At 43.5% G+C, this 13,954-nt stretch carries 12 protein-coding genes and 11 tRNA genes; 17 read left to right on the top strand and 6 right to left on the bottom strand.

Annotated features, from left to right (window positions below; genetic code table 11):
• The first annotated feature begins 17 nt into the window (after window positions 1-17).
• The 11 genes from BMZ22_RS11160 to BMZ22_RS11110 all read left to right on the top strand — a co-directional run bounded on the left by BMZ22_RS11160 (window position 18) and on the right by BMZ22_RS11110 (window position 1,095).
• Window positions 18-93: transfer RNA gene (locus BMZ22_RS11160), tRNA-Val, on the top strand.
• Between the two features lie 27 nt (window positions 94-120).
• Window positions 121-197 (top strand) — tRNA-Met (locus BMZ22_RS11155).
• A gap of 77 nt (window positions 198-274) precedes the next feature.
• Window positions 275-351: transfer RNA gene (locus tag BMZ22_RS11150), tRNA-Asp, on the top strand.
• A gap of 29 nt (window positions 352-380) precedes the next feature.
• Window positions 381-456 (top strand) — tRNA-Phe (locus BMZ22_RS11145).
• Window positions 457-476: 20 nt separating this feature from the next.
• Window positions 477-561: transfer RNA gene (locus BMZ22_RS11140), tRNA-Tyr, on the top strand.
• Between the two features lie 12 nt (window positions 562-573).
• Window positions 574-647, top strand: a tRNA-Trp gene (locus tag BMZ22_RS11135).
• 13 nt (window positions 648-660) lie between these two features.
• Window positions 661-736, top strand: a tRNA-His gene (locus tag BMZ22_RS11130).
• Between the two features lie 18 nt (window positions 737-754).
• A tRNA-Gln gene (locus BMZ22_RS11125) sits at window positions 755-829 on the top strand.
• A gap of 6 nt (window positions 830-835) precedes the next feature.
• Window positions 836-910: transfer RNA gene (locus BMZ22_RS11120), tRNA-Gly, on the top strand.
• 14 nt (window positions 911-924) lie between these two features.
• Window positions 925-998 (top strand) — tRNA-Cys (locus tag BMZ22_RS11115).
• A gap of 15 nt (window positions 999-1,013) precedes the next feature.
• Window positions 1,014-1,095, top strand: a tRNA-Leu gene (locus tag BMZ22_RS11110).
• 602 nt (window positions 1,096-1,697) lie between these two features.
• On the opposite strand, the gene BMZ22_RS11105 is transcribed toward BMZ22_RS11110, so the two are convergent.
• A complete protein-coding gene (locus BMZ22_RS11105; RefSeq protein ID WP_090085505.1) occupies window positions 1,698-2,684 on the bottom strand; it encodes a diaminopimelate dehydrogenase in 987 nt (328 codons plus the stop codon).
• Between the two features lie 187 nt (window positions 2,685-2,871).
• Here BMZ22_RS11105 and fabF point away from each other — a divergent pair, with 187 nt between their 5' ends.
• The 5 genes from fabF (at window position 2,872) to BMZ22_RS11080 (ending at window position 8,655) form a co-directional block, all read left to right on the top strand.
• Window positions 2,872-4,107: a beta-ketoacyl-ACP synthase II gene (fabF, locus tag BMZ22_RS11100; RefSeq protein WP_090085502.1), complete on the top strand. Its 1,236-nt coding sequence runs from the start codon at window positions 2,872-2,874 to the stop codon at window positions 4,105-4,107.
• 57 nt (window positions 4,108-4,164) lie between these two features.
• Window positions 4,165-5,898, top strand: coding sequence for a class I adenylate-forming enzyme family protein (locus tag BMZ22_RS11095; RefSeq protein ID WP_090085500.1), 1,734 nt, complete (start codon window positions 4,165-4,167; stop codon window positions 5,896-5,898).
• A gap of 22 nt (window positions 5,899-5,920) precedes the next feature.
• Window positions 5,921-6,397, top strand: coding sequence for an acyl-CoA thioesterase (locus tag BMZ22_RS11090; RefSeq protein WP_090085497.1), 477 nt, complete (start codon window positions 5,921-5,923; stop codon window positions 6,395-6,397).
• A gap of 144 nt (window positions 6,398-6,541) precedes the next feature.
• Window positions 6,542-7,543 (top strand): alpha/beta hydrolase, encoded by a 1,002-nt coding sequence (locus BMZ22_RS11085; protein WP_090085495.1) that lies wholly within the window; start codon window positions 6,542-6,544, stop codon window positions 7,541-7,543.
• A 140-nt stretch (window positions 7,544-7,683) separates the two neighbouring features.
• Window positions 7,684-8,655: an AEC family transporter gene (locus BMZ22_RS11080; RefSeq protein WP_090085494.1), complete on the top strand. Its 972-nt coding sequence runs from the start codon at window positions 7,684-7,686 to the stop codon at window positions 8,653-8,655.
• A gap of 226 nt (window positions 8,656-8,881) precedes the next feature.
• Here the strand turns inward: BMZ22_RS11080 and BMZ22_RS11075 are convergent, their stop codons facing one another.
• The 3 genes from BMZ22_RS11075 to BMZ22_RS11065 all read right to left on the bottom strand — a co-directional run bounded on the left by BMZ22_RS11075 (window position 8,882) and on the right by BMZ22_RS11065 (window position 11,394).
• On the bottom strand, window positions 8,882-9,613 hold the full coding sequence (locus tag BMZ22_RS11075; RefSeq protein WP_425434284.1) for a DUF421 domain-containing protein: 732 nt from the start codon (window positions 9,611-9,613) through the stop codon (window positions 8,882-8,884).
• Between the two features lie 137 nt (window positions 9,614-9,750).
• Complete coding sequence (locus tag BMZ22_RS11070) at window positions 9,751-10,818, bottom strand: acyl-CoA dehydrogenase family protein (protein ID WP_090085493.1); 1,068 nt, start codon at window positions 10,816-10,818, stop codon at window positions 9,751-9,753.
• A gap of 39 nt (window positions 10,819-10,857) precedes the next feature.
• Window positions 10,858-11,394 (bottom strand): DUF4242 domain-containing protein, encoded by a 537-nt coding sequence (locus BMZ22_RS11065; RefSeq protein ID WP_090085491.1) that lies wholly within the window; start codon window positions 11,392-11,394, stop codon window positions 10,858-10,860.
• 313 nt (window positions 11,395-11,707) lie between these two features.
• Between BMZ22_RS11065 and BMZ22_RS11060 the strand changes: the two genes are divergently transcribed.
• Entirely contained in the window at window positions 11,708-12,160 is a 453-nt protein-coding gene (locus BMZ22_RS11060; RefSeq protein ID WP_090085489.1) for a winged helix-turn-helix transcriptional regulator, read from the top strand.
• A gap of 52 nt (window positions 12,161-12,212) precedes the next feature.
• Here the strand turns inward: BMZ22_RS11060 and BMZ22_RS11055 are convergent, their stop codons facing one another.
• Together BMZ22_RS11055 and BMZ22_RS11050 are read right to left on the bottom strand one after the other, a co-directional pair.
• Window positions 12,213-12,983, bottom strand: coding sequence for an ABC transporter permease (locus BMZ22_RS11055; RefSeq protein ID WP_090085487.1), 771 nt, complete (start codon window positions 12,981-12,983; stop codon window positions 12,213-12,215).
• Window positions 12,973-13,941 carry an ABC transporter substrate-binding protein gene (locus tag BMZ22_RS11050; protein ID WP_090085485.1) on the bottom strand — a complete coding sequence of 323 codons (969 nt, stop codon included), beginning with the start codon at window positions 13,939-13,941 and terminating at the stop codon, window positions 12,973-12,975. The genes BMZ22_RS11055 and BMZ22_RS11050 overlap by 11 nt, the downstream gene beginning before the upstream one ends.
• Between the last annotated feature and the right edge of the window lie 13 nt (window positions 13,942-13,954).

The raw sequence follows: 13,954 nt of genomic DNA, 5'->3' as shown, positions 1-13,954 counted from the left end.
CCGTACGGGTCACCATTGGAGGATTAGCTCAGTTGGGAGAGCACCTGCCTTACAAGCAGGGGGTCGCTGGTTCGAGCCCAGCATCCTCCACCATTGACTATTTCAATATTTACCTCATATCGCGGGGTGGAGCAGTCTGGTAGCTCGTCGGGCTCATAACCCGAAGGTCGCAAGTTCAAATCTTGCCCCCGCAACCAAAATAATTCAACTATCTACGTTGAGCTCACATCTAAGTAAGTTGAATATCAGTAGTACTCTTGAGTGCAACCAAATTGGTCCGGTAGTTCAGTTGGTTAGAATGCCTGCCTGTCACGCAGGAGGTCGCGGGTTCGAGTCCCGTCCGGACCGCCATCTTTAAAAAAACATAGCATACATATGTTGGCTCGGTAGCTCAGTCGGTAGAGCAACGGACTGAAAATCCGTGTGTCGGCGGTTCGATTCCGTCCCGAGCCACCACTTGATTAATAATCTTATACGGAGGGGTAGCGAAGTGGCTAAACGCGGCGGACTGTAAATCCGCTCCCTCAGGGTTCGGGAGTTCGAATCTCTCCCCCTCCACCATTTCTGATAAGTAGGGGTATAGTTTAATGGCAAAACGAAGGTCTCCAAAACCTTTGATGCGGGTTCGACTCCTGCTACCCCTGCCATAACTTTATTATGGCGGTCGTGGCGAAGTGGTTAACGCACCGGATTGTGGCTCCGGCACTCGTGGGTTCGATCCCCACCGGTCGCCCCATATCATTTTAAATGTTATTGGGCTATAGCCAAGCGGTAAGGCATCGGGTTTTGATCCCGTGATTCGCTGGTTCGAATCCAGCTAGCCCAGCCATTTCATGCGGAAGTAGTTCAGTGGTAGAACACCACCTTGCCAAGGTGGGGGTCGCGGGTTCGAATCCCGTCTTCCGCTCCATTTTCTTTTCCATTGGCGGTATAGCCAAGTGGTAAGGCAGAGGTCTGCAAAACCTTTATCACCGGTTCGAATCCGGTTACCGCCTCCAAAAGTTAACGTATATGCCTGAGTGGTGGAACTGGCAGACACGCAGCACTCAAAATGCTGTGCCTACGGGCGTGTGGGTTCGAATCCCACCTCAGGTATCTCTAGGATAATTTAAGATAAGATAAGATAAGAAATGAAATAAACACCTGTAAATGCTTTTGTATCAGCATTTGCAGGTTTTTTTAGTTTCAAACAGGAAAGTTTAAGATTATAGTCAACTTAACAGCAAACAGCACTGAAAATAGCATTTCATATTCATGGTTTTGGAACTGAACCAAAAATCAAGGGTATCGTCGTATGTTATTTACAAGGAATCACGCGAAATTTGAGAGGTACTAACCGAAATCCCGCCGTCACCACGCTAAATTTTAGGAGTACCACGCGAAAGCCACTACACATGACGCGAATTGGAGCAATTATCACGCGTATAAGAGCATTTGCCGGGCGTGCCACTCCGAAGACCCGAACAGAATAGATCTCCTTTTACTGGGCTCTCATATAAGTAAACAATTAATGAAAACAGCAGATCCCCAGGTCCTCAGTGTTATATTGTCGTGGAAACAGGACCCCTGAGCCATTAGCCAAGAGATATTGTATGGGTTGTATGTGACAAAAAAACCAGCAAAAAATTGCCTGCCTATGTCAGCCAAGGCAGGCAATTATTTTGGCCGATACCGTTTATCCGCTTTTTCAAGTATTCTTATAGATAATCTCTTCTCAATTCTTCTGCTGATTTTGGTGAGATATATGCCGGGGCGACATCATAGATTGTTTTAGCGCCGAATTGTTTTTCCTGACTCATCCGATGAGCGGCTCTTGCATAAGCCACGAGAACGCTGGCGGTAAACTCGGGGTTGCTGTCCAGAGTCAACGAGAATTCATATAGCTGGTCGTTATCATCTCCGGTTTTTCCGCCACGAATGACAAATCCGCCATGCGGTGCTTTGGAATGGTCGCGTGCCAGCTCTTCTTCAGAAATGAAATTCACTTCTGTTTCGTAATCAGCGAAATAGTTTGGCATTGTTTTGATAGTTTCTTCGATAGTTGATTTGTCTACGCCATCTTCAGCTACAATGTAGCAAACACGGCGATGTTTTTGGGCTTTCGTTAATTCAGGGTTTTCCCCGCTGCGCACTTTTGCAATGGCGTCTTCAGATGGAATTGTATATTGAACACCGTTTTTAACCCCTTCAACTCTGCGGACGGCATCGGAATGTCCTTGACTTAATCCTTTGCCCCAAAACGAGTAATTTTCCCCTCTCGGCAAAATAGCTTCTGCCATCACGCGGTTAAGTGAGAAGAAACCAGGGTCCCATCCGACTGAAATAATAGCTGTTGTATCATTCTTTTCAGCGACTTCATTGACTGACTCGTAAAATTCCGGAATTTTAGCGTGGGTATCGTAGCTGTCCACGGTGTTGAACATGCTTGCAAAATGTGGTGTTTGTTCCGGAAGATCCGTTGCTGAGCCGCCGCAAAGAACCATGACGTCAATTTCATCTTTATAATCACTCGCATTATCAATATGGACCGCTTTTACACTTGGGTCATCAAGCTCAAGTGTTTCAGGATCTCTTCTGGTGAAAACAGCTGTTAATTCTAAATCATCAGTTGCTTTAACGGCTTTAACTGCGCCTTTTCCGAGGTTGCCATAACCGACAATCCCTAATTTGATTTTGTTGCTCATATGTATCGCTCCTTCAATAAGATGTTTTCCAATGAAATGATCAGCATGTTTTATATTATAAAGGACTCGGCTGTCTATTGAAAATATTTTTGCCGGAGGAATTCGGGCTGGTGTCACAAGATATTTTTTAATATGTTAAAATACTATGTTAAGTTAAATCTAAATCGTTTTGAAAGGAGGCATTTATTTGATGCGCCGAGTTGTTGTAACAGGAATGGGGGTTGTTTCTCCCCTTGGAAATGATGTGGAAACTCTGTGGAATAATATTAGAAATGGCGAGTCCGGAATCAGACCGCTTGAATCAGAGAATTATGCAGATATAAATACGCGGATTGCGGGCTATATCGATGAGTTTAATGGCGAAGAGTATCTTGAAGGAAAAGAATTAAAGCGCTATGATTTGTTCACGCAATATGGTTATGCAGCTGCTATGCAAGCTCTTGAGTCAGCAGAGCTGGATTTGGAAACGATTGATAAAGATCGCGCTGGTATTTATATTGGCTCGGGTACCGGGGGATTGCAAACGCTGCTGAACAATCATGAAACAATGCTTGATAAAGGAACAAGACGCGTGTCGCCTTTTTTAATTCCAACAATGATTAATAACATGGCAGCAGGGTTAACAGCAATTAAAACCGGGTTCCGTGGTCCGAGTTTTGCTGCCGTTTCCGCCTGTGCAACAAGTAATCATGCGATTGGTGAAGCTTATTTGAATATAGCACATGGTTATTCGGATGCAATTTTAGCAGGAGGTGCAGAGGCGACCATCACCCCGCTGTATTTTGCAGGATTTTCAAAAATGCGTGCCATGTCAACGCAAAATGATGCGCCTGAGAAGGCATCGCGTCCGTTTGACAGCGATCGGGACGGTTTTGTGATGTCTGAGGGGGCTGGTGTGTTATTTCTGGAGGAATATGAACACGCAGTAAAACGTGATGCCCCGATAATCGGTGAAATTGTCGGCTACGGAAGTACCACTGACGCGTATCATATTACCGAACCTGATTACCATGGGGCTGCAAAAGCGATGAAACTGGCGATTGACCGGGCCCAGGCTCTTCCGGAAGACATTGATTATATTAATGCCCACGGTACAAGCACGCCGGCTGGCGATATCTCAGAGACAAAAGCAATTAAAGAAGTATTTGGTGAACATGTCAGTGGACTTAAGGTAAGTTCTACCAAATCGATGACAGGTCATATGTTTGGCGCAGCAGGTGGAGCAGAAGCCATCATCACCCTTAAAAGTATGAACGAAAACTTATTTCCGCCAACAATTAATTTGGAAAAACCGGACCCGGAATGTGACTTGGATTATATCCCCAATGAAGCAGCGGAGGGCAGTATCAACCTTGCTCTGTCTAACGGGTTTGGGTTTGGCGGGCACAACGCTGTCATCGCCTTTAAAAAATATAATCCGTAACGTAGACATGTAATAATCGGTTTTGTAATTTATCCATCACAAATAGGAGGCAATTAAATGTCAGCAAGTCAAGCTACTATAAAGCAAAGTGCAGTCAAGAGAAGAGAAGCGCTTGAGGCACGCTACCCGGTATGGCCGCGGGATACGATTGCCGGTCATTTCGCAAAAGCATGTGAACAATATCAAGACAGACCATATCTCTATATAAATAATGAAGAATTTACATATGGCGATATCTGGGAAAACGCGATTCAATATGCGAAAGCTTTTATCGCTCTTGGTGTGAAACGAAGAGATCATGTTGCTGTTTTAATGGATAATGATGCAACGTATCCATCATTAATGATTGCTTCTTCTATAGTAGGGGCCGTTTTTATACCGATTAATTCAATGCTTGCAAAAGATGAACTTGAATATATTATTGTGCAATCAGACACTAAATTTTTGTTTTTGCATCAAAAAGTGAAAGACAAACAACATGGAAAAGCTGTTGCTGAATTATTGGCTAATGAAGAATTTCAGAAAAACAGTCAATTGAAGCAGGTGATCTGTCTTCCTGGTGAAGATAAGAAACCAGTTGATAATCGTTTTATGGACTGGGATACATTTATACAAGGTGGAACTTCTGTCAGCCGTGCAGTACTTGATGAAAGATGGCGAAAGTCCCGTTATCCTGATGAAGTGGCAATCATTATGTACACATCCGGCTCAACAGGCAGCCCAAAAGGTGTCATGCTCACCGACGATATGCTGCTGCGCTGCGGTTATGCAACATGTATGAGCAGAGCTATTGAAGATGGACGTGTTACATTTGCTCCGCTCCCGTTTTATCATTGCTTTGCGATTATTGAAGCGATTTTTGCCATGTCGTTTGTCGGCGGCTCATTCGTTTCAGCTCTGGGGGCATCACCGCTGCAATCGTTACAAATGATGGAGAAATACAAAGCAAACGATTACCTTTGTGTGCCGTCGACACTTGTAGCTTTATTAAATCATCCGCGGGTTTCTGAATTTGATTTATCCCACCTTTTTGCGATGTGGTGTGGAGCGGCGCCGGCTCCTGTCCCAGTGTGGGAGCAAGCAATTGAAGTATTGGGGCTGACTGAAACGATTACCGGGTATGGGCAGACAGAGGTGGCCTCGTCGGGCGTAACTACGGAAATTGGTGATCCGCTGGAACGCATTTCAACTCGGGTCGGCCGACCAAAACTTGGCGGTGTCAGCGGCTTGCCGGAATATAATGGCAGCACCGTTGAATATAAGACAATTGACGTGGATACAGGCGAAACACTTTCTGAAGGATCAGTCGGTGAATTGGCCGTAAGAGGTGCAACAGTTTCGCACGGTTATTACAATAAACCCGATGAAACAGCAGAAGTTATTGATAAAGATGGCTGGCTCCGTACGGGGGATGTTGGAAGAATCGATGAGAATGGCTATATCCAGCTTCTCGGCCGAAGCAAAGAGATGTATAAAGTATCCGGAGAACTCGTCTCCCCAAGAGAAGTCGAAGTTGTGATATCCGAACATCCGTCTGTTAATCAAGTCAATATTGTAGGCGTTCCAGACAGGCTGACAACAGAAACAGGAGCAGCGTTTATCGAATTGAAAGAAAATGAAACGTTAGCCCGCCGAGAAATTATTGATTGGTGTTCCTCAAGGCTTGCCCGTTTCAAAATACCGCGTCATGTATGGTTTATTGAAGCTTCTGAATGGCCGATGACAAGCACCGGCAAAGTACAAAAATTCCGTCTGCAGGAACAAGCGCAAGACAAGCTTTCCGGGAAGTAATTTTGAAAAGGGGGGAACGATCATGGCAACTGTCTGGCATCAGACAAAATTCCGTGTGCCATATAAGGACACAGATCGAATGGGCGTCGTGCATCACGGCAATTATATCACGTGGTTTGAAAACGCACGGACAGAATGCATGCGTCATTATGGGTTAACATACAGCAAGGTGGAAAGCTTAGGCTTTTTACTGCCGGTGCTGGATGTTAACGTTACTTATAAAAAATCATCCCGGTATGATGACTGTGTCGTCGTTTTTACACGGGCTACCAGCTATTCGGCAGTGAGACTGGAATTTTCCTATGAAGCACGAAGGATTACCGAAGAAACGTACAAAACTCTTTCAGTTGATGAAGCCCAAGCAGACGAACCTTTTGGCGAACTGCTTGCAAAAGGAATAACGAAGCATATGTGGGTTGATCAGGAATGGAAGCCGGTACGTATGAATAAGGTTGCTCCCGATATTTATGCTGTTCTACAAACGATAGTAGAAAGATAAATAGCAGGCAATGATTGCATAAGCTTATTATGCGCACGCAGAGATCGATTATCTAAATAATGGTAGTTTTGAGAATATTTATTGAATAATAACGCCCCAATTGATATAGTTAATATAAACGATATATAAAGGGGGGGGATTATAATGATTCATAAAAATTTAGACCCTGAATTTGAGGCTGCAGTTCCGCTTATGCAAGCCATGTTTGGAAATGTTGATATGAGCTCGCTGTCAACGGACAAGATACCTGCTATTAGGGAAGCACTGGCTGAGGCGCAATCGGCTATGGCAGAAGGAGTGGAGCCGAATCCGAATGTCAGCTGTGAGGAAAAAATGATTCCCGGTCCGGAGGGAGCGCCTGATGTACGAGTAAAAATCTACCGTCCCATCAACCAATCGGAGTCGCTGCCATGCTTTTATCACATTCATGGCGGTGGAATGATTTTAGGTACTATTGATGGCGAAGAAGCACAAATGGCTTTATTTGCTGAAGAGCTTAATGCAGTTGTGGTTTCAGTTGATTACCGGCTTGCGCCTGAGCATCCATTTCCGGCTCCCGTGGAAGATTGTTACGCAGGGCTTAAGTGGATATCGGAACATGCAAGTGAATTACAAATCGATCCGGAGACTATCGCCGTGGGAGGCGAAAGTGCCGGAGGAGGGCTTGCTGCAGGTACAGTCTTGCTGAGCCGGGACCGCAAAGGACCTGATGTTGCTTTCCAATACCTGATCTATCCAATGTTGGATGACCGGAATATCACAGCTTCCAGTCAGGAATTTACCGGGAACTGGCCGGGTTGGTCCCGAGAGCTGAATGAACTTGGATGGAATGCGTTTCTGGGAGGAAGTGCAGGAGAAGAAAATGTGTCTCCTTATGCAGCGCCTGCCAGAGCAAAGGATCTTTCCAATTTGCCGCCGGCTTATATAGAGGTGGGCGCCCTTGAGGTCTTTCGGGATGAGGACATAGACTATGCTAAACGGTTAATGCAGTCGGGTGTCTCAGTAGAATTGCACGTCCATCCAGGTGTTTTTCATGGGTTCGAAGTGGCTAATCCTGAAGCAAAAATAAGTCAGCATGCGATGAATCTGCGTATGAACGCTTTAAATAAGGCGCTCAACTCAAAAAAAGAACAAGCAATGAAATAATTGAAAATCAATTCAACTGAACTCTTTTCTTTCCGGGAAAAGAGTTTTTTCTTGTCCGATGAAAAGTTGCTTGAACTTTTTGCTTGAAAGATCGAAAATAGACTGGAAATACACTATACAATCAAACAAAGGGGGTTAGGATGATTGTACTGTTCCAGGTTGTTATCCCGATATTTGCCATTATACTGTGCGGTTTTTTAGCTGGGCGATTGTCCCTGCTTTCATTTGAAAGCACCTCTTCGCTGAATAATTTCGTTTATTACTTTGCGCTTCCTGCCCTGCTGTTTTATTCATTGGCAACTGCACCGGTGGACAGCATTTTAAATGTTGATTTTATTCTTGCTAATTTAGGTATTATTATCAGCTGTTTTCTTTTAACCATTTTAATCTTCCGGTTTATTTTTAAGAAACGCTTTCCGGAAGTCACCATGTATGGCATGATAACGACGTACGGAAACACAGGGTTTATGGGTATCCCGCTTCTCGTTGCAGCATTTGGGCAGGAAGCTGCCGTGCCAGCCGCAATTCTCACATTTATATATGATTTAGTGATTATTTCAATCGTTGTCGGTTCATTTGAAACAGCGAAAGCGTTGAATCAAAAACAGAGCGAGCAGGTGAATTTTGGCGTGCTCCTTGGTATGATTGCTAAGACTGTATTGAAGAATCCGATCAATGCCTCTTTATTGTTAGGAATCATCGTGGCAATTTCACAAGTGCCGCTGCCTGAACCGGTCTATGTATTCACAGATACGCTTGGCCCTGCTGCCGGACCGACTGCATTATTTGCATTGGGTTTGGGATTATCCGGCCAGCGGAGCGTCGTAAAAAATAAACACTATCAATTATCAGAACTTTTGACGCTGTTGGCTTTGAAACTAGTGGCACTTCCGCTGTTGGCAATACTGTTTGTATATGTTATATTCCCGCTTGATGACGAATTGTGGGCAACATCTGTCGTCATTTTATCAGCTTTACCGACAGGTGCCATTGTTTATGTTTTTGCGGAAAAATACAGGACCCTTGTCAGGGAAGTCCCGTTATACATATTGGCGACCACGATTGTTTCGGTGATGACGATATCGGTTTATCTGGTCTTGATGGTGGAATAATTATAGTTAAGATGAGGGTGAATCCGTGTATGGATTTCCCTCATCATCAACGTTAGGACCGATTGCGCCGATGTCTTTCTTTGCCGCCTTTCATGGCATTTAGTTCCTCTTTATTCTTGTTTTTTTTCTTCTTGCCTTTATCCGTGCTCATGGCAATCCTCCTTTTCTCGTAGTTTGCTCCGTTCGTCATAAATCATGAGTACTTTTCGTAGAGTGGGGTGAATCGTTAGTGCGAAATAGGGGGAGGGTCCCCATTATCATCAGTGTTTTTAATACTTACATGCAGTTCATTCAAATTGTTAACCGCTGCATAGAAAACGTCATTGACGTCAAAAATATTTTTTCCTTCCAGTTCCTGATACAACCATAATTCGTTCAAATTTCTCGAAGACAGACCTTTTTCGTTAATTTCTCCATCAATGACAACCGGTACCTCAATTCCCTTATAAAATGCATACGGCTGTTGTGTGATATGCTCGGCACGGGCTTCTTCTTTTTCAGGATACAATTTAACAGATAAATAGCCATTTGCTTCTACTATTGCCAATTCAACATCGTTTACATTAAAAATTTGCTGTTCTCGTAACATCCGTAAAATGGTATCAATCGAATACTGTATTTTCTTCATTTTGTTCACAAGAAATTGGCCTTGGTAAATAACGATTGTAGGTTCAAATGTTAACAAACGGTTTATTTTGCGATTTTTAATTTTCCATCGGGCAATGAATTTTTGCAGTAAGGCTATTGCAACGATGGCAACTGCCGTATATATATGGTTTATTTTTGGATCGGCAATGTCAGCGCCAACTACTGAACCCAGGATTAAAATAACTAAAAAATCAAAAACGGGCAGTTCACCTATAGAGCGTTTTCCCATATAAAGGGTTACAAACAGTGCCAACGGTAAAATAGTCACAATTCGCCCTAGGACTTTAAATATTTCCAGTGCGTGTTCGATAGTATCACCTTTTACAGGAGGGATTTGCCTTTAATATGACACAACTATGTATTAATTATTTACGGACTAACCTTTTCATAAAAAAACCTCATCTATATATGAGGTGAGGTTTTACGTACTTTCCAGTGTTCATATTTTCATGAGGCAAGCATTTTTTCCAGATGCTTAACCGTTGGGGTCAGGTTCGTGAGGAAAAAGGTTTCCCGAAGTCTGCGTGCCGGGTTGCTGATGTTCATATAACCTGCCCCGCCACTATGAATCATACTTGCATTGGCTGCCTTTAAGGTTAGATAAGTGATGTCGAGGCGCAGCTGGACTAAGGGTTGCCACTGGAGTTTTCCGGTGTTTGCTTTAACGTACTGATAAATCGTTTGCCGTTGGTAACTTAATTCGTCATCCAGTTCATCCGCTTGAATGGGTAAATAATGATTGCATCCGGCCTGCTTGTTGCGGGTTTTCTTAATCGATTCGATGGAAGCTTTCGTTACACCAAGCCCCAATGGTATCTGGTACATTAAAAATATAGGGCGGACTTTTTCAATAAAGGCATCCGCATCCTCAGAAATGACCCACTCATCAGGAATGAAGCAGTCTTTAAAGCGACAAGCGTATGTTGCACTTCCATTTATCCCCATATAATTTGTTCTTTCTTTAAATGATAGTCCATCGGTATCGCATGGGATAAACAGCATCACCCGCCGGTTGTTGTCTGTTTCAGCTACTGCGCCGAACCAATGCCCTGGATCAAGGTTGGAAACAGAAGGCAGGGCACCGGAAAGTTTATATCCTCCTTCGGTGCGTTTTGCTTTTAACTGAAGCTTTTCTACGTCAGCATAAAACTTCATCGGGTTGGAAAGCCCGGTCCCGGCAAGAATCGTGCCTTTTTCCAATTTAGGCAAAATCTCATTTGTTAAATAGTGATTATGACTGTAACGCACGTATGTTAATGCGGCCAAGTGGCACCATAGTACAAACCCGGTGGTCATGCATACATTTGAAACTTCTTCGAGTAATTGGAATTCGCGGAGAGAGATCTCTTGCTCTCCCATTGAAACGGATGTGTAATAGCCCTTATCTCCAAGAGCAGAAAGGAATTCTTTCGGATAATAATGCTCTGCGTCAATCTTTCTGACAAGCGGTTTCAGGTCACTTTGCAGTAATTGTGACAACGCGTTAAGTTCTGAAGCTGTATTTTCTTTTATCATGAAGAAATCTCTCTCCTTTCCAATTGTGGGTGTTTCCCCTTACTTATCGTTGGAGATTTCGGTGATGGAATCAATCGGTGTTTTAACAGCTTCCCGTGCTCGTTTAACAGCATCTTCATCCGGCGCATCATAGAAGCAAAGACATTTGGACATATCTTCACATACGTATGTCCGCTCAAACGATACTTCGGGAACTTCTGCATAATGGACTGAGTTTTTCTTTTTACGTGCCAAGTATTCATCCATTGTCAAATCTTCCGGCAAGTTCCACTGCACAAGATAATTAACTTTGTCAGATTGTTTTTTCACGTCTTCCAAATCTTTGCCGACAATACGGACAGCTTTGATTAAATCGACATTGACACCGTTTTCTTTCAGTGTGTTTGCAAGTGCTGATTCTTCTTTCTCGGTTTCAAAAATGAGGAACGCGCGGGATAAATCTTTAGCTGCCTGAACCTCGATAAGATTATCGCCGTCTTTTCCAACTGTTTCTTTAACCTCACTGACTTTACTCTCCAATGTCTGCTTATCTGCAATGTTACCGCCAAATGTTGTTTCAACTAAATATAATCCCATGGTGAAACCTCCTTGATAACTTATAATCCCGATTTGTTTAATCGGAATTTTATTTATAAGTTATCATATTACACTAAGTTCAAAAAATCAACCTTAAAATTAAAAATATGTTATAATTTTTTTAACTATTTTATCCCGTATGTAACGGGCAGTAAGACCCCCGCTTCAATACGATGAGGTAAACATAAGGGGATAAGTGGGGGATCTAACTACCCGTAAATGTCCGATTCTGTTCAACTAACAATCAGTGGGGGATAAAGAAAACCCCCACTGATTGAAGTTTCACTTTATGCACAAAGGAGACAGTTTGATCATGAGAGCTAATTATAATTTACCATGTAATATTGCACAGACATTAAATATCGTCGGGGACAGATGGACATTGCTGATTCTCCATGAAATTCTGATGGGTGCTTCCACATTTAACGAAATTAAAAAAGGGTTGGAAGGTATTTCTTCCAATTTGTTATCGGATCGGCTGAAATACCTGACAGATAGTGGATTAATCACACATTCCTTATACTCGGATCACCCGCCGCGGTATCAGTATACTTTAACGGAAAGCGGCCGTGATTTGGCCCCTGTCTTTAACGCCTTATTAACATGGGGACGTAAGCATCTTGAAAAATGCTACAAGAAGTTAGTTCATGACACTTGTCGGCATGAAGTGGAAATGGCCTATTACTGTTCACATTGTCAAGAGAATGTGCGAGAGGATGAGCTTCTTGTTTTGCCTTTTGATGAAAAGGAAGGAGTGTCATCGTAAGGGGGCATTAGGTTTGAAGGGGAGGCGGGATGCTATTCCGCCTGCACCTCATTTAATTTGCATTGCCCCATTGTTTCGCGACCCACTTTTCAAACAAATGAATCAATTTATCGAGAAGAAGTCCAAGGATGCCGATAAAAACAATGCCTGCGAGCACCAGATGAAGGTCGAGCGCATTTCGGGAATCGATGATTAAATAACCGAGACCGGATTGGGCACCGACCATCTCACCGGCCACCAGAAAAATCCACGCTGTTCCAATGGCAATATGCAGACCGTTCACAATGTTTGGAAACGCAGCAGGGAGAATGATTTTATACATTAATTGTGGCTGCTTAATCTCAAGGTTCTGCGCCACTTTCAAATACGTTTTATCAACTTTTTTCACGGCTGACACGGTGGTCAAAAGTACAGGGAAGAAAGCGGCTATGAAAATAATGACAATCGCTGGCATGCTACCGATTCCAAACCATAGAACGATAAAAGGTGTCCAGGCAATCGGGGCAACTGGACGAAGCACCTGGATGATCGGATCGATGATTTCCCACAAGCGTCCAGTACGGCCGAGAATCATCCCCAAGATGACACCTGTCAAAACAGCAGATAAGTACCCAACCGCAAACCGCATCAAACTGACCTGCAAATGTTCAAATATAATGCCGGTTTTAACCAAGGTAAGAATCCCCTCGCCAACACTCAGAGGAGATGGGAGAAGTGCTTCAGGGTAATCACCGATGATAATAATCAGCTGCCATATTAAAATGACAATCAGAAAGGCTACTAGTATGTTCGTCAGTTTATGGCGTATCGTGTTATTTTTCATAGGATTTTATCGCCTCATTAATCAGTGAATTGTTGACAAAACTTTCGTATGACGGCGGGTTCTCCGACAAACCCATTTCCAACAAACTGTCTTTCAGGACTTCATAGTCTTCTTTTTTAATTTGCAAATCTTCATATGAAATCCATCCGAGTGAAAGTTTCAGCGCTTCATCGTTAACGTCCAAGTATTTCTTATGAATGGAATGGGTATGGTCATTGTCTTTTTCTGCTTCTTTACCGGCTGCGATATACCCGTTCATAAACTTTTGTGACAGTTCAGGATGATTTTGAATAAGGTCATTGCGCAGGACGAGTGCACAGCAAAGGGACCCCGGCCATAATTCCTCCGACTGATACAGCACCTTTCCTTGATCCAGCGTCACACCAAGTGCCCCAAATGGTTCAGCTACCACATAGCTTGAAATCTGACCGGTCGCAAGTGCAGATGGCATTTCAGGCGGCGGCATTTCCACCATATGGACATCCTCATAGCTCATGCCGCCCTGTTTGAGCATTCTTGCCATCAGAATATTATGGGAAGACAGGGTATGCGGAATGGCAACGCTCGTTCCTTCCAGCTCCTCGACTTGATCGATTTCAGGTGAAACGATTGCGGCATTGCCGTCTTTATGACCTAATGCCACAGCTTTCAAGTCGATTCCTTTTTCCCTTGATTTCATAGCAAGTTCTATTAGCGCAGAGGCACCGTCAATCCGTCCGGTATTTAAAGCATCCACTAAGTCAATCCACGTACCAAACTTCACCAACTCCAGTTCCACATCTCCCAAATAGTGATCGGCAATTTCGTTTTCAAAATAAACGGGAGCGGCGTGCGTTATGGGAAGATAGCCAATTTTTATAGTTGTCTTTTGCTTCGCATGACTATCTGCACCACAGGCAGTTAGTAGAAGCAATGAAGCAATCCATAAAATCATGACAGGCTTTTGACACCGTTTCATTGTTTTCCTCCTT

Source organism: Lentibacillus persicus (assembly GCF_900112705.1).
Taxonomy (GTDB): Bacteria; Bacillota; Bacilli; order Bacillales; family Amphibacillaceae; genus Lentibacillus; species Lentibacillus persicus.
The sequence above is the reverse complement of the archived record's forward strand: the minus strand, read 5'-3'. Positions and strand labels throughout refer to the sequence as shown.